This is a genomic window from Streptomyces sp. NBC_00286 (assembly GCF_036173125.1).
Taxonomy (GTDB): Bacteria; Actinomycetota; Actinomycetes; order Streptomycetales; family Streptomycetaceae; genus Streptomyces.
In genome coordinates this window covers 6966142-6983969 of sequence record NZ_CP108054.1, presented here as the reverse complement: position 1 = coordinate 6983969, position 17828 = coordinate 6966142, and the positions used below count along the sequence as shown (strand labels likewise).

The window sequence follows — 17828 nt, the reverse complement described above, 5'->3', positions numbered from 1 at the left end:
TGCAGAGAGGATCGGGCCGTTCTCTGCGCCGGCCTCATGCACCGACCGGTGCACGCTCGTCGAGGAGTCCTGCCTCGCGCAGATCGGCCCAGAGCCGCTCAGGGATGTCGGCTTGGAACGACGCGACGTTGTGCCGTACTTCCTCGGGAGAGCGCATGCCGAGCACGATGCCCGCGACCGTGGGGTGACACAGTGGGAACGCCATCGCCGCCTGCGGAAGGGTCGTGCCGTGTGCTTCGCAGATGTCGGCGATCCCATGCGCTCGCCGCAGGACGTCCGGTGAGGCAGGTGCGTAGTCGAAAGACGCTCCATCGGTGGGCCGCGGCGTGGCGAGCAGCCCGGAGTTGAAGACGGAGGCGGCGAGAACGGAGACGCCGCGTTGGGTGCACGCGGGCAGCAGGTCGTCGAGGGCGCTGTGGTCCAGGAGTGTGTAGCGGCCGGAGAGCATCACCACGTCGGCGTCGGTCTCCTTCACCAGCCTGGTCAGCATGCCTGTGTGGTACATGCCCGCTCCGATGGCGCCCACCATGCCCTGGGAGCGCAGCTCCGCCAGGGCGGGAAAGCCGTCGCGCAGGGCGGTGTCGAAGTGTTCCTCCGCGTCGTGGAGGAACAGCAGATCGATGCGGTCGACGCCCATGCGGGTGAGGGAGTCCTCGACGCTGCGCAGCACACCGTCGCGGGAGAAATCCCACACCCGTCGGTGATTCGCGGGCACATGGAAACTCTCGTCCCTGCCGCCCCGCGAGTCCTGCGCGACGAGGAGCCTGCCGACCTTGGTGGAGAGCGTGAACGCTCCTCGCGGCATGCCGCGGAGGAAGTCACCGGTCCGGCGCTCGGAGTGGCCGATGCCGTAGTGCGGGGAGGTGTCGAAGTAGCGGATGCCGCAGTCCCAGGCCGCGGACAGCGTCGCCGCCGCGGTGCCGTCGTCGAGCGGCGCGAAGAGGCCGCCGAGTGGCCCGCCGCCGAAGCCCAGCTCCGTGACCTCCACCGCGCTGCGCCCGAGTCGGTTCGTCCTCATCCAGTCGATCCTTCCCGCGTGTCACCTCGAATCCGGCGGACGACAGTCTTACTGCGGCAGTGACGCACTCCAACCGGTTTTTGACAGCCCCGTCGCATGCAGCGTGGCCTGGGGCCGACCGGATTCGGCGAGGAACCGGCTCCCCCGCAGGTGGGGGCGCCAGCGTGTTGTCACCACGCACGGGACAGCTGGGTGAGCGCTACCAGATACCAGTACAGCCAGGCGGCCTGCCGCTCGGCAAGATGCCCATGCTCGTCGCGGCGGCGGTTCAAAACGTCACCCCTCCCCCGGTACCACCAGCCCCGACTCATACGCCACCATCACCAACTGCGCTCGATCCCGCGCCCCCAACTTCCCCATGATCCGGCTGACATGCGTCTTCGCCGTGAGCGGGCTCAGCCCCAACGCCTCCGCGATCTCGGTGTTGTTGAGCCCGCGCGCGACCAGGGCCAGCACCTGCCGCTCCCGCTCGGAGAGCTCCTCGGGCCCACCCGCCGCCGGAGCCACGGCATGCGGCGCCCGCAGAAAGCGGGCGATCAGCCGCGACGTCGGCCCGGGCGACAGAAGCGACTCGCCCGCGGCCACCGTACGGATGGCGTCGAGGAGTTCGGCGGGCTTCGTGTCCTTCACCAGGAACCCCGACGCCCCGGCCCGCAGCGCCTCGACGATGTGCTCGTCGGTGTCGTACGTCGTCAGGACGAGGACCTTGACCCCCGCGAGATCCTCGTCGGCGGCGATGAGCCGGGTCGCCTCGATCCCGTCGAGGTCGGGCATGCGGATGTCCATCACCACGAGATCCGCCCGTTCCGAACGGGCCAGCTCCACGGCCTCCCGCCCGGTACCCGCCTCGGCGACGACCTCCATGTCCCCGGCCGACTCGACGAGCATCGCGAAGGCGGACCGAACCAGGGTCTGATCGTCGGCGAGCAGAACACGGATGACGCTCATGGTCACCGGGCCCCTTCTCGATGCACGGACTGCGTGGACGGCTCGGGCGGTGCCGGAGGTACAGACACCACAGGCAGTACGGCCCTCACCTCGAACCCCCCACCGACCCCCGCCCCGGCGTCCAGTGTGCCGCCCACACTCCGCGCCCGCTCCCGCATCCCCACGAGCCCGAACCCGGGGGTGCCCCCGGCGGTCGGCCCGGTGCCGTCATCGGTCACCGAGACACACAACGCGCCGCCCTCCTCGTACACGTCCACCCGGATAGAAAGCCCCGGCCCCCCGTGCCGTACCGAGTTGGTCAGCGCCTCCTGCACGATGCGGTACGCGGCGGCGCCCACGGCGGGCGGCGCGTGGTCGGCCCGTACGGTCGCATCGACCCGTGCCCCGGAGGTGCGGGCGGTCTCCGTGAGGTGGGGGATGCCGTCGAGGCCGGGCAGCGGTCCGCGGCCGTCGCCGTGCTCGGCGGCGCGCAACACCTCGAGGGTGGTGCGGAGTTCGCCGCGGGCGGTGCGGCAGGTGTCGGCGATGTCGTCGAGCGCCTTCGCGACGGCCTCGCGGTTGAGGCGGTCCGGGTCGGCGGTCAGGACGTGGGCGGCGACGGAGGTCTGCACGCCGATGAGCGTGATGCTGTGCGCGAGCAGGTCGTGCAGGTCGCGGGCGATACGCAGCCGCTCCTCGGCGACCCGACGGCGGGCCTCCTCCTCGCGGGTGCGTTCGGCGCGTTCGGCGCGTTCCAGGGTGGAGGCGAGGTACTGGCGGTGGACGCGGATGTAGCCGCCGAGGAGGAGCACGGAGATCAGCCAGCCGGTGATGCGGAGCATCTCGGCGAGTCCGTCCGGATTGGTGACCGCGTTGACGGTGAGGGTCGTGCCGATGAGAACGGTCCCGATGAGCAGGGTGCGGCGGGCGCTGCCGGCGACGGCGGCGGTGTAGAGCGCGAGCAGGGTCGCCGGGATGGGGGCGCTGTGGGTGTAGTCGAGCGCGTGGTACGGGACGACGCAGGCCACCATGGCCAGCATCACGGCCATGGGGTGGCGCCGGCGCCAGATCAGCGAGACGTTCGCGCCCAGCAGCAGCAGCCACGCGAGGGGGTCCGGCTGGCGCCCGTCCTTGAGGAAGAGGGCCATGACCGTGGTGAGGGCGGCCACCGCGGCGGCGAGGTGCGCGTCGTTGCGCAGGGAAGGGACCGCCGGAGGGTGGTTTACGGCGGTCAGGGCCCGCTCGATGAGGGATTGGGGGCGCGACACTGCTCCATCTTCCGTCAGGCGGGCGTCCCTCCGGCAAGGGGAGGGACGCCCGCGGTGTCTACGGAACTGCGACAGGTTCCTGCTGTCGCGGCGGCTCCTGTGCGTCAGGATCCGGCTCCGGTTCCCGCGACAGGCGACCCGGCCACCACATCTTCCGCCGCAGGGCGACGCTTGCGCTGGTCACCAGGTACGTCCGTACGAGGAAGGTGTCCAGCAGCACTCCGACCGAGATCACGAAGCCCAGCTCGACCAACTGCACCAGGCCCATGTTCACCAGCACGGCGAAGGTCGCGGCGAGGACGAGGCCCGCGGAGGCGATGACGCCCCCCGTCGTCCGCAACGCGGTGAGCGCGGCGTCCACGGGTTCCTTGCCGGACAGGGACTCCTCGCGCATCCGGTGCATGAGGAAGATGCCGTAGTCGACGCCGAGGGCGACCAGGAACACGAACGAGAGCAGTCCGAGTCCGGGATCGGTTCCCTCGAAGCCGAAGACCGGGCCGAAGACCAGTCCGCCGATGCCGAGCGCCGCACCCCACACGGCGACCACGGCGGCCACCAGCAGCAGCGGGGCGACCAGGCTGCGCAGCAACGCGATCAGGATCAGCAGTACGGAGGCGAGGACGAGCGGCACGACGACCTTGGTGTCGCTGGCGTTGGTGTCCTTGAGGTCGAGCTGCTCGGCGCTGGGACCGCCGATGTACGACCCGTCGAGCTGCGAGCGCAGAGACTTGATCGTGGCGGTCTCGGCCGCCGACTCGGGCGCGCCCTTGGCGATCACGGAGATCTCCGTCCAGCCTCCCCCACTCTCGGCTTCGCTCGAGCGGGGGGACCCCCATCCGCTGCGTCCCCGCTCGGCGCTTGCGACTCCGTCATGGTCACGCACCACCGCCAAGGTCTCGTCGACCTGCCCGCTGGGAGTGATCACATCGAGCGGCTGGGTGCTCTGCTCGGGGTAGGCCGCGGCGAGCGTCTCCATTGCGACGACTGCTTCCGGCTTGTTGACGAAGGAGTCCCCCTGCTTGACCGCTCCGGGCAGGTTCAGCATGCCAGTGGCGAGCGCGCCGAGCAGGACCACACCGCCCGCGAGCACGGCCAGCGGCCGACGCCTCGCGGAACTGCCCATCGCGGTGAACAGCGACCTGCGCTCCTTCGGCCGGCTGCCGAACGCGGGCACCATCGGCCAGAACACCCGGCGGCCCAGCAGTACGAGGAGCGCGGGCAGCAGCGTCAGCATGGCGAGGAGCGCGCACAGTACACCGACGGTGCCCAGCGGCCCCATACCGCGACTGCTGTTGAGGTCGGCGGCGAGCAGGCACAGCAGTCCGGCGGCGACCGTGCCGGACGAGGCGAGGACGGCAGGGCCGCAGCCGCGCAGGGCGGCCCGCATGGCGTCGTACGGCCGCTCGATGCGCCGCAGTTCCTCCCGGTAGCGGGCGATCAGCAGCAGCGCGTAGTCGGTGCCCACGCCGAACACGAGGATCGTCATGATGCCCACGCTCTGGCCGGAGACGGTCGTTCCGAACGCCGAGTTGAGGCCGTACGCGACGCCCATCGAGAGGTAGTCGGCGACGCCCGCGACGGCGAGCGGAACGAGCCACAGCAGCGGGCTGCGGTAGATGAGGATCAGCAGGATCGCGACCACGCCGACGGTGGTGTAGAGCAGTGGCCCGTCGAGCGAGTCGTACACCTCGTTCGCGTCAGTGTCCAGCGCCCCCGGGCCGCCCACCTCGACGCTCAGCCCGCCGTCCCCCTGAGCGACATCGCGTACATCTTTGACGAACTCTTCCCGGAGTTTCTCGTCGATGCCCGGTTCGTTGCTGGCGACCGGATACATCAAGGTGGTCCCGTCCTCGGACGGCACCACCTTGGGCGTCGCGGTCAGCCGGCCCGCGCCCGCGATCTCCTCGACCTGCTGGGCCGCCGTCTCGCGGTCGGTGGTGGTCAGCCCGCCGTCCCGGTGGTAGACGAGCACCAGCTCGGTGGTCTCGCCGCCGGGCAACTGTTCCTCGATCTTGGCTACTTGGGTGGAGTCCGCGCTCGCCGGCAGATTGTCGACGGCTCGGTCCTGCTGCACATCGGACAGCTTGGACGCGAACGGCAAGGTCAGGACGAGCACGGCCGCCCAGAGCCCGAGCAGCACCCAGGGCACGGCTCGTCGCCGCGTACGCGTGGTTGTCTTTCCGGGCCCCATGGCGGGGTCCCCCTTCCCTTGGACGGTGTCTGGACTCCACCAGACTCCCGGCGGGAAGGGCCGGAATCGTCGCGCGTCAGGGCGACTTCGGGGGTACTGCCGGGGGTGACTCAGGGGGCGGATTACTCCCCGGGGAGTAGTCCCCTCCAGCAGCGGGAGCGCGCTGTGACCGAGTACCTGACGTGCAATGGGTCGTTGATGTCCGTTTCCGCAGCGGATTTTCCCTTTGTTGCTTCCACTTTTCCGCCGTTTTCCGGTGCGGCCTTGTCCCTGTCCGGCCGTGCCGGTAGCAATGCCCGGTAGTGGTACGAGTGCCTGGACGCCGGAATGTCATGGATTTCCGCGCCGACGGGCCCACGGGGTGTCCAACGGGGGAGTGCGCTTATGGTGACAGTTCTGTTTGTGCACGGCACGGGCGTGCGGGAGCCCTCCTACAGCAACGCGCTGGCGCGCGTACGCGAGGGAGTGGCCGCGGTACGTCCGGACGTGCGGGTGGAACCGTGCGACTGGGGATCGGCCCTGGGCTCGTACCTACGGGCGGAGGGCGCGTCGATCCCGGGTTTCGCCGCGCAGGGCGGTCAGGGACCCCCCGCTCCCGACCCGCGCGACGAGGCGGTCGCGCGGTGGGCCCTCCTGTACGCGGACCCCTTCGCCGAATTGGAGTTGTTCGCCCTCACCGGAGCCGGGGCCGTCCCGTCGAGCGGCTTCGTGCCGGGTCCGCGAGCACGCGGGGATCTGCTGCTGGACGGGGTGAGCGGTCTCGATGCCCGGGACACGGTGCGCGGGGCCTGGGCGGACGCCGGTCTCGGAGAGCTTCTGACGGAGGCGGCGACCGCGGTCCGCGGGGCGCCGGCCTTCCGGCGGGCGATCGTGGTGGACGGTGACCCGGCGGGTGCGCTGCCCAGGCTGACGGCTCGCGCCCTGGTGGCGTACGCGCTGAGCCGTACGGACCGCGACGCCGGGGAGGTGTCCGCGAAGGCGCGCGACGAGCTGGTGGACTGCGTCACCGACGCACTCGGCGGTGACCTCCGCGTCGTCCCCGAGGCCCTGACGGCCGCCTTCAGGTTCTCCGCCCGCCTCTTCGAGAACGTCCTGGGATCCCGTCTCGTGGTGGCCCGCAGGACACCGTGGAGCGGCCGGTCGGTGGGCTTCTTCGGCGACATCGTGAGGTACCTGGTCCGGGGAGAGGCCGTGCGCGCCTTCGTCGCGGAGGCAGTGCGTGCGCAGCCCGGTCCTGTGGTGCTGCTCGGGCACAGCCTGGGCGGGATCGCCGCGTTCGACCTGCTGGCCTCGGGAGTGCTGCTCGACGGCGCCGGCGAACAGCGGGCCGGGAGTCTCCCCCAGGTGGAAGCGCTGATCACCGTGGGCTCGCAGGCGCCGCTCCTGTACGAGCTGGACGCCCTGCCCTCACGGCCGTACGGCAGCGGTCTGCCCAGCGGTTTCCCGCGCTGGGTCAACGTGTACGACCGTCGTGACCTGCTGTCCTACACGGCCTCGGAGGTGTTCGGCAGCGAGGTGACCGATGTGGAGGTCGACAACCGGCAGCCGGTCTCCGCCGCGCACAGCGCCTACTGGACGAACGACCGCTTCCACTCGGTGCTCCACGACGTGCTGGACCAGGTCTCTCCTCCTTGAGTCCGGCGGAGCCCCGTTCTTCGCGGCCGCTGTGGTGCGGCCCGTTTCCTGAGGCGTTTCCGCCGGTATTCAACCAAGTGCCCAGCCTGGCATCCCTACCACGGTGCGAGAGGGAACGCGCGTGGCGAGACAGAGGTTCGATGACATCCAGCTCGATCTCATCGCGGCGATCGTCGCGATACTCGAGGAACCCGCCGGAGGTCTGATGCAGGACGGCGGGCGCCTGCTGTGGCGGCAGTTCGTCCACGAAGCGGTGGACGGGCTGCCGCAGGAGACCTACTCCGTTCCGCACCAGGAGTTCCTGAGCGTGGTGCGGGCCTGCGCCCGGCAGGAAGGTGCGCTGGAGGAGCTGGTCCGCGCCACCGAGCTGGTGGCCCCGGCGGTGGGCCGGCAACTGCAGCCCCTACTGGAGGAGTGGTGGGCACATCACGTATACGGAGGGCGGAACTGGTCCTCCCTGCGCCAGGCACTCCAGCCCCGGCTGCCCGAACTGGCCTCCCTGGTCTCCCTGTCGACCGGTGGGCGCCGCACCCTGCCCGCACACTGCGGGACGCCGTGGCAGGCGTTCGTCCACCTTGCCGACCTCAACTCACCAGTCGGCGGACTGCCGCCGGGCATGGTGTTCCTCGAGCACCTGGCGCACTGCCCCGAACTGGCCGCGGCGGTGGGTGAGATACGGACCTGGAACGACCACTTCGCACGGGAATGGGGATTGCTGGACGGGTCCGACGGCTTACGGGGGCTGCGCCGACGGCTGGACTCGGCCCGCCGGCACGAGGGAGTCGGCATCAGCGCGGCCGACCCGGCGGGCGGCGCGGCCGACAGGCCCCAGGACGACGGTGCGGAGGCTGGACGGGAGGACCACACCGCGCCGGACGGACGCCCCCTCATCCGCTTGTACATCAGAGTGGCCACCGACCGCACGCCCCAGCCCAGTACCGGGCGCCGCCGGGCCGCACGGATCCCGCGCTACCAGGTGTCGGCGTGCGTGAAGTACGCGAACTCCCCCACGCTCCACCGGGAACCCGGAGCGGAGCCCCAGGCGCCTGCCACCCGTGAGCAACTCGGCTCCTGTGTCGCCGAGTTACTCACCAGGATGTCAGCGCTCTGGCATAACCGCTCGGAACTCGTGGCCCTTGAATTCTTCCTGCCTCTGGAACTGCTGAACGAGCCGGTCGAATGGTGGGACCGCGATCCGGCCCGCGGTTACGCCAATCCGCTGCTCAGTACGTACCGGGTGTCCGTCCACAGTCTGGATCGCGTGCAGCGGCGCGAATTCCACCGCGCATGGCGGGCGCGCTGGACACACTGGAGGGAAAACGGGAGCAACCTGGAGCACACCCGGCGCGTTGTGCACGAGTGTGCCCCGGAGCCGACGCTCACCGACTCCGAGCATCTGGCACGACTGGACGCGGTAGTCGGCAGCGACGATGATGTGGTCGGCATGCTCTTGTGCCAACCGCCTTGGGATCACAGCAAGTTGGGCATACAGGAGGTGAGCCTGGCCCTGGACCTGGGAGTGCCCTTACTGATGTACCACCGTGAGGACGAAGCGGCGTCCGCCTGTCGGGCCGCGGTGCGGGAAGCCTTGGCCGAAGATGGGCTGGCCGCTCTTCCTCGGCTCGCGCAACAGTGGAAGACCGATGCCGCCGCCGGCCGGCCTTCCGCGCATGACCCCAAGGCGATCCGCTCAATGGGCATGATCTGGGACGACCCTGAGCATCTTCTCGACGGGGGACCGAGCGCTCCCGCCACGTTTGTAGGGGGGACCGATTGAACGCGCCGCTGGAAAACGGAGGGCCTCTCTACAAGGGCACCGGCGCCCCGGTGCCAGACATCCCGTACGAGGAGCGGACTTGGCCGACCGGGCCACCGTGGCGCATGTTCAGCCCTCCGCCCGTGATGCCGGCACCACCCGAGGACGAGGAGGCCGACCGCAGGCTCGGCCGGCCGGGAGTGGAGCGCCGTCCGCGGCCGGAGGAGGTACGACTGGTCAACGCGGCCTTGCTCCTGCGCAGGCCGCTGCTGGTGACGGGGCGCCCAGGCGTCGGAAAATCGGGCCTCGCCTACCGCATCGCACGGGAGTTACGCCTGGGGCGGGTTCTTCACTGGGCGGTGACCAGCCGCACCGCGCTCACCTCGGGGATCTTCGAGTACGACGCCATTGGGCGCGCGCAGGCCCTACAGGGCCCGCCGGGAGCGGCGGAAACGTCGGCGGGGACCGGCGCCTTCGTCCAGCTGGGCCCGCTGGGGACCGCGCTGCTGCCCTACAGGCTGCCTCGAGTCCTGCTCATCGACGAGATCGACAAGTGCGACATCGATCTGCCCAACGACCTCCTCACGCTCTTCGAGGACGGATATTACGAGGTGCCTCCCCTGGCCCGGGTGAAACCGCAGGAGCCCACCACGACCGTCCACACGGCGGATCCGGGCGGGACGGCGGAGATCACGGCGGGTGTGGTGCGCTGCCACGCCTTCCCCGTCATCGTGATGACGTCCAACGGCGAGCGGGAGTTCCCGGAGGCGTTCATGCGCCGGTGTCTGAGGCTGGACATGCCCGATCCCGACGCGGCGGCGTTGGGCGAGCTGGTGGCCGCGCACTTCGGGGACCGGCTGGGTACCCGTCAGGAGGAGTTGATCCGTGACTTCCTCCGGCGCAGCGAGCGGGTGGGCGGGCTCGCCGCCGACCAGTTGCTGAACGCGGCGCACCTGGTGACCTCCGGCCACTATGCGCACCAGCCCGCGCAAGAAGGCGGGGCAGATGAGTGGACAGACCTGCTGGAGGCCATCTGGCACCCGCTCGGCGGTGAAGGGGCGGAACCGGCGTGACTCACGATCCCTCCCCCGCGCAGGACGGGCGGACCGTGCGCGGGCGGGACGGGCCACGTGCGCCGTTGGCCGAGGAACAACAACAGCCCCTCACCCGCCTCCACCCCTGGGAAGTGGCCGATGCGGTGTGGGTGGCGAGCGAACACGCGTGGCTGACCGGGGTGCCGGATCGGTCCGCCGACGAGGGCGAGCAGGCTGGCCACCCGGCGGGCCCGGTGCCGGACCCCGCCGTATCCGCACCCGCCCAGCCGGAAGCCCCGTCCGGGCCCGACGGTAGCGGCAGGCCCGACGAGCACCCGGGAACACCAGGCGACGCCCCGGACGAAGACCCCACGCTCAATAGCGTAGTGGCGCGGGTGGACGCCCAGCCGTCCGTGCCCGCCGCCGAGCACCGCCGTCGGCTGTCCCGCGTGCCAGAACCAGTGTCCACGCAGGGGTCCGCCTCCCGGACCACGTGGCGCTCGAACGCCCGGGCCGTGGGGCGGGCGCTGCGTGCGTTCCGTACCGCCGTCGCCTCCGCGTACGCGAGCGAACTGAACGAGGAGGCCACCGCGGAACGCATCGCGCTGGCCCTGCCCCTGCCACCGGTCCTCCGTCCCACGGCGGAGCGCCGTTGGCGGGCGGTGCTGCTGGTGGACGGCGCGCCGCACATGGCGGTGTGGCGCGACGCCACGGAACAATTCGCGAAGATCGCCCGCCGCTTCGGCGGGTTCCGTGACGTCATGGAGCTGTCGCTGGACGCAAGTTCGGCCGAGCGCGCCACCGTGTCACTGCCCGGCCCGGCCCTCGAAGCCCGGACCGCCTCTCCGCGCAGTCTGGTCGACCCGACGGGGCGGTCCGTCATCTTCGTGCTGACCGACGGGGCCGCCCCCGCCTGGCGGTCGGGCGCCGCCCAACGGCTACTCGCGCTGTGGGGCAAGCGGCAGCCGGTGGCCGTACTGCACATGCTGCCCCAGCGGCTGTGGCACCGTACCGGCCTGAATCCGTCCTGGATCAGACTGCGGGCGTCCGGCCCGTGGGCCGGGGACCGGCGACCCTCCTGGGAGCCGGCGGAGGCACTCTCCGGGGTGTTACGGTCCCGCTCCGGCCGGGGAACGACCGTGCCCGTACCGGTACTCGAACTTGACCCGGACTGGCTGGAGCCATGGGCCCGGTTCGTGGGAGCGGACGAGCCGCGCGACGTCGAGCTGGCGGCCGTCCTGACCACCGTGCACGCGCGGCCGGCGCCACCGGCGCCGACGTCGTCGTCCGACCCCGCCGAGCAGGTCGCGATGTTCCGCGGCTGGGCGTCCCCCGAAGCGTTCCAGCTGGCTACGCACATGGCGGCGATCCAGCTGGACCTGCCCACGATGTCCGAGGTCCAGCGGCGCACCATGCCCCACTTGGGCACCGAGCACATGGCGGAGTTCCTTCTCAGCCGCCTGGTCTCACCACTCCTGTGGTACGACGACGACCAGCTGTCCTTCGTCTTCGCCCCCGGAGTGCGCGAGGAACTACTGGCCTACGGCTCACGGAACGCCACGGAGCACGTGATCGAACAGGCCGCCGAACTCCTGGCCCCCCGCAGCGCCGCCGCGCAGGACCTGCTGTCCTACCTCCGAGGACAGGAGGCGAGCGCGACCCCCGCGCGCGGCCAGGACCGCGAGTTCAGGGAGGTCGAGCGGGCCGTCCTGCACGCGTTGAGCGGACCACACCGCCCCCGCGCGAGAGAACTGGACGCGCTGGAGGACGTGCGCGGCCCCTTCGGAGGGCGCCCTGAGGGCCCCAAAGTGTCGGCCGCTGTGGTCGATTCGGCCCAACCTCGCGTTGCTGAACCGGCAGACCCGTCGTTCTCGGGTATGCCGCAGTCATCGCGCGACAGCTTCCCGCTCGGCACCCAGGCGTTGGACGGCACGGCAGACGCCGATCCAGGAGAAGGAGAATCATCAGTGAGCACGGTCCCCGCCGCGTCCGAACGTGGGCACGATCAGCATCTGACCGCAGGTGGTCCCCGTCCGTCCAGGCCCACTGTCTGGGGGAACATGCCACCACGGAACCTGGTGTTCACCGGTCGCGACGAGCTCCTGGTCGCCCTGGAGCAGGGGCTGCGATCGGGTCCCACGGCCGTCCTGCCCCACGCCCTCCACGGCATGGGCGGTGTCGGCAAATCACAACTGGCGTTGGAATTCGTCTACCGGCATGCCGCTCAATACGATCTCGTCTGGTGGATTCCAGCAGAGCGCCCGACCCAGATTCAGCAGGCATTCGTCGAACTCGCCCGCAGAATGCATCTCCCGGTCAGTTCCGAGGCCATCACCGCGGTACCCGCGGTCCTGGAAGCCCTGCGCACCGGAGTTCCGTACGGGAACTGGCTTCTGGTCTTCGACAACGCGGAAAGCCCGAACGCGGTGCAGGAATATTTTCCCAGCGCTCTCGAGGGCGGGCCGACCGGTTCCGTGATCGTGACCTCACGCAATCCCCAGTGGAACACCCTCGCTCACCCCTTGGAGGTCGACGTGTTCGACCGCTCCGAGAGCATCCAGCTGCTGCGGCGGCGTAATCCCGATCTGACCGACCAAGAGGCCGACATGCTCGCCGAAGTCCTCGGCGACCTTCCGCTGGCCGTCGAGCAGGCCTCGGCGTGGCGCGCCGAGACGGGCATGCCCCCTGCCGAATACTTGAGGGTGTTTGAAGAAAAGCGCGCAGAACTCATGGCGGTCTCTCCGCCCACACAGTACGAAGAGACGGTCGCCACAGCGTGGAACGTATCTCTCGATCACGTGGAGACCAAGAACCCTGGCGCCCTGCAACTTCTCCAGTTGTGCTCCTATTTCGCGCCGGAGCCGATTTCCCGACAGTTCTTCTCCAACGCAGTGGCCGATCCCATCGCGCCGGAACTTGATGTCATCTTCACGGATCCCATTCGACTGAGCCGGGCCATCCGCGAGATCAATCGCTATTCCCTCGCCAAGATCGATCACCGGACCAATTCGATCCAGATGCACCGGCTGGTCCAGGCCGTGCTGAAGGCGCGGATGACGGAGGAGCAGCGCGAGCGCTTCCAGCACGGGGCGCATCTGCTGCTCGCCGCCAACGCGCCGAGCGACCCCCAGGACCCGCGGGCCTGGGTGCGCTTCGGTGAGCTGTACTCGCACGTGATCGTCTCCGAAGCCCTGGAGTCGCCCCACCGCTATGTGCGGCAACTGGTCTACAACGTGGCCGAATACCTCTTCTACTGGGGAGATCACGCGGCTGCCCTGGACTTCGCGAGCCAGGTCTACTCGATCTGGCGCGAGCGATTCGGTGAAGGCGATCCACAGACGCTGGTCCTGGGCCGACACCTGCGGTTCGTGATGTGGCGCATGGGGCGGTACAGCGCGGCCGCGGAACTCGGCGAGCGGATGCTGGCCACGCTGGAGGCGGCCGGGTCCGAACTGGAGGAGGAGTACCTCCGGGTCAAGGGCCAGGTCTCCAGCGACCGCCGGGTGCGCGGCGACTTCCGCGGCGCCCTGGAATTCGACGAGGACGTCTACAACCGGGCGGTGCGCGCCTTCGGGGACGACGACCCCGACACCCTGCTGCATGCCTTCAACCTGTCGGTGTGCCTGCGCGTCAACGGGGACTTCCGGCGGGCGCTGGAACTGGACCAGGCGGTCTGGCGCCACCGGGTGCAGATGTTCGGCGCCGACAGCCCCATCACCCTGAGCTCCGAAGCCTCGGTCGCCCTGGACCGCCAGGAACTCGGCGAGTACACCCAGGCCTTGGGAATGTGCGAAGAAGGTGTGGAGAAGTCCAAGGAGGTGTACGGCGACTCCCACCCCATGACATACCGGGCCATCGCCCGGCTCGGCGTCGCGCAGCGCAAGGCCGGCATGCACGCGGAGGCAGCCGAGAACACGCGGATCGCACTGGCGGCGCTGGCCGAGCGGTACGGCGACCGGGCGCCGGACGTGCTACAGATCTCGCTGAACTTCTCCATCGACCTGCGCCAGAACGGGGACCTCCAGGAAGCCTTGAAGCTCGGCGAGCGCACCCGCAAGCTGTTCGCGGAGACACTGGGCGCCGATCACCCGCACACCGTCTCGGCCGACGTCGACCTGGCCGTGACGCTGAGGCTCCTGGACCAGGTGGACGCCGCCCGCAAGCTCAACGAGTCCGCTCTGATCCGGTTCAAGGAATCTCTGGGCGACACCCATCCCTGCACCCTGATCACCGCGATCAACCTGGCCAACGACCTGTTCGCGCAAGCCGAGGCCGCCCGGGCGCGTGACCTGGACGAACGTACGCTCGACCAAGTGCGGGATTACCTGGGCGACACGCATCCCACCGCACTCGTGCTGCAGGCGAACCTCGCGGCCGATCTGCGGGCCCTGGGGCAGTCCGAGGAGGCGGCGTCTCTGCACAGGGAAGCGGTTGAGGCGATCAAGGAAAAGCTGGGCAGCGCTCATCCCGCTTACCAGGACGCGCTGGCTTGGCGACGGGCGAACTGCGATATCGATCCCATGCACCTGTAGGGCCTGTGCCGGAAGCCCGGCACAACACATTCGGGAGCCGCCAAGGCAGCCGGGCACGACCCGGCGGCCTTGGAAGGAGACTTCGTCAGACCTCCTCGCCGAGGCCTCGCCCCACCCAGTGAGCGAGTCCGACCGGATCCACTCGCGTCCTGGTGCGCCGACGGACGGCACGGGCCACAGCGCCGACTACCTCCGGAACGGCCCCCAGGGCACGTACCGCCTCCGGGGAGCGACCGGTCTCTTCCAACGTCAGCCGCAGGCCCGCCCAGGCGGCTGGCGGAGCTGTGCCGTCAACGACAGTCCGGGTGAAGTGTTCCGCGGCGGCGGACGGGTCGCCGGTCGCCCAGAGCAGATCGGCCCGACCCGCGCCCGTCACCCCCGGCACGTCGGCCTCCTCCGCGACGTCCCGGAGTTTGACCAGCGCAACAGGGTCGACGAGCCGAATACGGGCCAGCACGGCACGCGCGTCCAGATGCCGCTGCCTGCGCTCCGCTCGGACCTGTTGCCGGCGGCGTGGCAGCACGGGCTCGTCCCCCCGCAACCAGGCTGCGGCCAGTCGGTCCGTGTCCACGGGGTACGGGCGCACATGATGCAGGCGCCACAGGGCACGGTGGTCGGCGGCCAGCCGTTGCGCGAGGCCTACAGCCTCCCGGGCCGCTGTCGTCACCGGGCACTCGGCCGCCCAGCCCGCCACCGTGGACCGCACCGCGACAAGCAGACGCCGACCCGCCGCCGTCAGCTCCGGATCGGCCGTGACCCGCGGCAGAACACTCGCCAACTGACCTCGCCACAAGGCGAATTCGAACCAGTCGAGCGGCTCGTACCGCTCAGCGGGCAGCCGAGTCCGGCCACGCCAGAAGCGGGTGACCCCGGTGAACGCGTAGATCCCCTGGAGCATGCCCGGTAACGGCCTCGGGTCGTCCCGCCAGGGGGCGTAGTAGAGCCGCCCAGGTAACGGGCCCTCCTCGAACAGCGGGACAAGATGGGAGAGCGCGTTGAGCTTGCTGTGCTGGAGTTCATGGACGATGGCCGCCGCACAAGCCAGCTCGGAGTCGGGCCAGGACAGGGCCAGGCCACCCACCGCGTGGGAACTGCTCGCGCTGCGGACCCGGAACGCCTCGTGAGCCGGCATGGGCTGGACGGTGCGCAGCAGCGCCCCCACGGTCACGGCCGACGGTGGATCGGCCTCCACCAGCAGGTCGCAACCCTCCTGTATCAGCTTGGTCAGCCTTGCTGCCGCGCCAGCCGGCAGACGCCGGGCAGCCCCCATCGGAGGCGGGACGATCCGGTGTCGCCCCAAGTCGTCGAGGGTGACGCGGACAGCCGGGGCTCCCGGTGGCCGGACCTCGTCGCGGTACAGGGGCAGCCATCCTGGCGCCCGGCGGCCCAGCGGGCCGGGCAACTGCAGGGTGCCGGTCGCGGAGGTCAGCACGACACCGCCCTTGTGGGAGGTCAGCACGGCGGTCTCCCACGGCGCCTGGTAAGGCAGCCGGGCCTGGCCGAGAGTAGGGAGATCGACCCTGCCCTCAACGGACGGCACGGGGAAGGAGAAACTCAGGCCGGCGCGGACCGCGGCCGCCGCAGCGATGCAGTGCAGGTGCCCCACGTCGGCCCAGAGGGGCAGCTCAGTGGGCCGAGGTGCCCGCAGCCGCTGCAGCAACTGCCCTGCCCACAGGCCCGTTTCGGGCAGATCCAGCAGTTCTTGGACGACCGCCGGAGCGATGCGCTGCGTGTCGGCCAGCAGGTTCCAGGCTCGTTGAGGGGCAGGCAACGGCCTGCCGACACCCGCCATGGTCGTGAGGGAGTCCATGACGAGGTCGAGGACCAGCAGGCGGTGACTGCGCTCGGCCAGGACCAAGGCGGTCAGCGCGTCCGCGTCCCCCTCTCCGCGTATCAGACTCTCGAACTGCCGAGAGGTGAACCGGTGCAGCGGTTCTGTGTCCGGCGCCGCCCCCGAAGCCTGCGTCATCACACGACCCAGCTGTTGCCGGTCCCTGGAGAGGCGCTTCGTGTCGGCCTGCCGATGGTCTTGAGCAGCCGCTGTTTCGCTCTCTCCCGGTGGTCGCTGCTGTGCTCGCGCAGCTCCTCGAGAGAGGTGCCCGTCAAGTCGGGCAGGTCCGACCTGACAGCACTTTCCGGCTTCTCCATCCTGCGGTAGACCTCCCCCGGGAATCGAGCCCTGTTCAGTCCGCCCTTACATCATGTCCCAAGCCTCCGTCGGCGGAAACATCGTCAACCAGCCAGCCTGGTGGGCCCGTTGGCCGGTTACCCCCGACAGGTCTGTCAGCCGTCCGGCTTGCGGTACCAGAAGGCTCACAACGGCGTGAACCACTCCGGATAGTCACGCAGAACGGTTTCCAGCTCGGAGAGCGCAAGCGTTCCGGCATCCAGCAGTGACACCGCGTCCCACAGGTGGAGCAACCCGTTCTCAAACACCAGACAGGTCCTGATCAGCGCGAGGATTTCGATCCGCATCACCGGGGAGCGAGGGACACTGGCGCAGATCTCGAGCGGCAGATGTCCGATGACCGCGGCCCGTAGGCCCGGGTCCTGCATGACCGGAAGGTCGGCCAGCGCGTCGTACATCCGCCGGTGGTCCGCCGGGCCGAGCCGCCGCCGGGGAGCGGCCCGGCTCACTTCCGCTCGGGTCGTGTGGCCCGCGCCCTCGAACCAGAGCGACGTCGGCATAACGGCGGCCTCACCGCCCGCCGCTGCCGCGCTGAACTCCTCCCGCAGCGCGGCGGCCAGCTGGGCCGCGTCGTGCCGCCACTCGGGGTGGGCGCGCAACAGAGCCAGGGCCGCCGAACTGAAGGCACCTGAAGCACGGGGTACGCCGTCCCCCGCCCCGGCACCCGGAACTCGGTTGCCCGTAGCCTCGCCGGGCCCGCAGGCGAACAGCACCTGCTGCTCCCGTACCGCGCGCAGACGGCCGCGGGGCACGGGGTCGGGCCGCAGTGCGTTGGCCGCGGAGGCCGCGTCGGTGAAAGTCTGGCAGGCGTCCAGGAGCCACAGTTGCCGCGGGTGCGCCGGTGCGATGTCGGAGCGGAACGCCGCAAGGGCGGCTTCCACGTCGAGACTCCGCAGATCGCGGCCGACCGCGTCCGCGTACACCAGTCGCCGGTGGCCGTCCAGGTCGACCAGTCCGTGCCCGGACCAGGCGACGAACAGCCAGTCGCTGGCCGTCTCCGCCAGCTCCCGGAACAGGGCCCGGTGCACGCTCTCCCGGTCGGCCGGCTGCTCTTCCACGCCCGCCTCCTGGAGCAGGACACAGTTCTCCGGCAGCGGCGACACCAGCAGGGTGATCGCTTCCGGAGCGAAGCCCTGTCCGAGCAGCCAGCTGCGGTGGGCCAACGCGTCCCGCACCGGGCCGTCCAGGTTCCAGGCGGTCCCGGCCTCGTACGTCTCGACCGCGACCAGCAGCGCCCGAGCGGCTGACGGCTCCCCCTGCGCCGGGTTCATGAGCCGAG

Annotated in this window: 11 protein-coding genes; 4 read left to right on the top strand and 7 right to left on the bottom strand. The window is 70.3% G+C overall.

Translation table 11 applies throughout. The features are described 5' to 3' along the window. Nucleotides 1-34: 34 nt before the first annotated feature. The 4 genes from OHT21_RS31680 to OHT21_RS31665 all read right to left on the bottom strand — a co-directional run bounded on the left by OHT21_RS31680 (nucleotide 35) and on the right by OHT21_RS31665 (nucleotide 5404). Complete coding sequence (locus OHT21_RS31680; protein WP_328771689.1) at nucleotides 35-1018, bottom strand: aldo/keto reductase; 984 nt, start codon at nucleotides 1016-1018, stop codon at nucleotides 35-37. Between the two features lie 276 nt (nucleotides 1019-1294). Next, nucleotides 1295-1966: a response regulator transcription factor gene (locus OHT21_RS31675; protein WP_328771688.1), complete on the bottom strand. Its 672-nt coding sequence runs from the start codon at nucleotides 1964-1966 to the stop codon at nucleotides 1295-1297. A 2-nt stretch (nucleotides 1967-1968) separates the two neighbouring features. Then, entirely contained in the window at nucleotides 1969-3213 is a 1245-nt protein-coding gene (locus OHT21_RS31670; RefSeq protein ID WP_328771687.1) for a sensor histidine kinase, read from the bottom strand. Nucleotides 3214-3271: 58 nt separating this feature from the next. Continuing rightward, nucleotides 3272-5404 carry an MMPL family transporter gene (locus OHT21_RS31665; protein WP_328771686.1) on the bottom strand — a complete coding sequence of 711 codons (2133 nt, stop codon included), beginning with the start codon at nucleotides 5402-5404 and terminating at the stop codon, nucleotides 3272-3274. Between the two features lie 384 nt (nucleotides 5405-5788). On the opposite strand from OHT21_RS31665, the gene OHT21_RS31660 reads away from it, so the two are divergent. From OHT21_RS31660 to fxsT, 4 genes are all read left to right on the top strand, one after another. Beyond that, nucleotides 5789-7039, top strand: a complete 1251-nt coding sequence (locus tag OHT21_RS31660) for an alpha/beta fold hydrolase (protein WP_328771685.1) — start codon at nucleotides 5789-5791, stop codon at nucleotides 7037-7039. A gap of 121 nt (nucleotides 7040-7160) precedes the next feature. Next, entirely contained in the window at nucleotides 7161-8816 is a 1656-nt protein-coding gene (locus OHT21_RS31655) for a VMAP-C domain-containing protein (RefSeq protein WP_328771684.1), read from the top strand. Beyond that, nucleotides 8813-9868, top strand: a complete 1056-nt coding sequence (locus OHT21_RS31650) for a MoxR family ATPase (RefSeq protein WP_328771683.1) — start codon at nucleotides 8813-8815, stop codon at nucleotides 9866-9868. Before OHT21_RS31655 ends, OHT21_RS31650 begins: the two co-directional genes overlap by 4 nt. Then, nucleotides 9865-14361 (top strand): FxSxx-COOH system tetratricopeptide repeat protein, encoded by a 4497-nt coding sequence (gene fxsT, locus OHT21_RS31645; RefSeq protein WP_328771682.1) that lies wholly within the window; start codon nucleotides 9865-9867, stop codon nucleotides 14359-14361. The genes OHT21_RS31650 and fxsT overlap by 4 nt, the downstream gene beginning before the upstream one ends. Before the next feature lie 85 nt (nucleotides 14362-14446). Here fxsT and OHT21_RS31640 read toward each other — a convergent pair whose 3' ends face one another. From OHT21_RS31640 to OHT21_RS31630, 3 genes are all read right to left on the bottom strand, one after another. Next, on the bottom strand, nucleotides 14447-16330 hold the full coding sequence (locus OHT21_RS31640) for an HEXXH motif domain-containing protein (RefSeq protein WP_328771681.1): 1884 nt from the start codon (nucleotides 16328-16330) through the stop codon (nucleotides 14447-14449). Beyond that, nucleotides 16330-16509 carry a hypothetical protein gene (locus OHT21_RS31635; protein ID WP_328771680.1) on the bottom strand — a complete coding sequence of 60 codons (180 nt, stop codon included), beginning with the start codon at nucleotides 16507-16509 and terminating at the stop codon, nucleotides 16330-16332. Before OHT21_RS31635 ends, OHT21_RS31640 begins: the two co-directional genes overlap by 1 nt. A 165-nt stretch (nucleotides 16510-16674) precedes the next feature. Further along, on the bottom strand, nucleotides 16675-17820 hold the full coding sequence (locus OHT21_RS31630; protein WP_328771679.1) for an effector-associated domain 2-containing protein: 1146 nt from the start codon (nucleotides 17818-17820) through the stop codon (nucleotides 16675-16677). Nucleotides 17821-17828 lie beyond the last annotated feature (8 nt).

Excerpts from the sequence above, each read along its gene's own strand:
- OHT21_RS31660 (WP_328771685.1), top strand. The coding sequence starts at position 5,789 with ATGGTGACAGTTCTGTTTGTGCACGGCACGGGCGTGCGGGAGCCCTCC.
- OHT21_RS31665 (WP_328771686.1), bottom strand. The coding sequence starts at position 5,404 with ATGGGGCCCGGAAAGACAACCACGCGTACGCGGCGACGAGCCGTGCCC.
- OHT21_RS31640 (WP_328771681.1), bottom strand. The coding sequence starts at position 16,330 with ATGACGCAGGCTTCGGGGGCGGCGCCGGACACAGAACCGCTGCACCGG.
- OHT21_RS31635 (WP_328771680.1), bottom strand. The coding sequence starts at position 16,509 with ATGGAGAAGCCGGAAAGTGCTGTCAGGTCGGACCTGCCCGACTTGACG.
- OHT21_RS31680 (WP_328771689.1), bottom strand. The coding sequence starts at position 1,018 with ATGAGGACGAACCGACTCGGGCGCAGCGCGGTGGAGGTCACGGAGCTG.
- OHT21_RS31675 (WP_328771688.1), bottom strand. The coding sequence starts at position 1,966 with ATGAGCGTCATCCGTGTTCTGCTCGCCGACGATCAGACCCTGGTTCGG.
- OHT21_RS31630 (WP_328771679.1), bottom strand. The coding sequence starts at position 17,820 with ATGAACCCGGCGCAGGGGGAGCCGTCAGCCGCTCGGGCGCTGCTGGTC.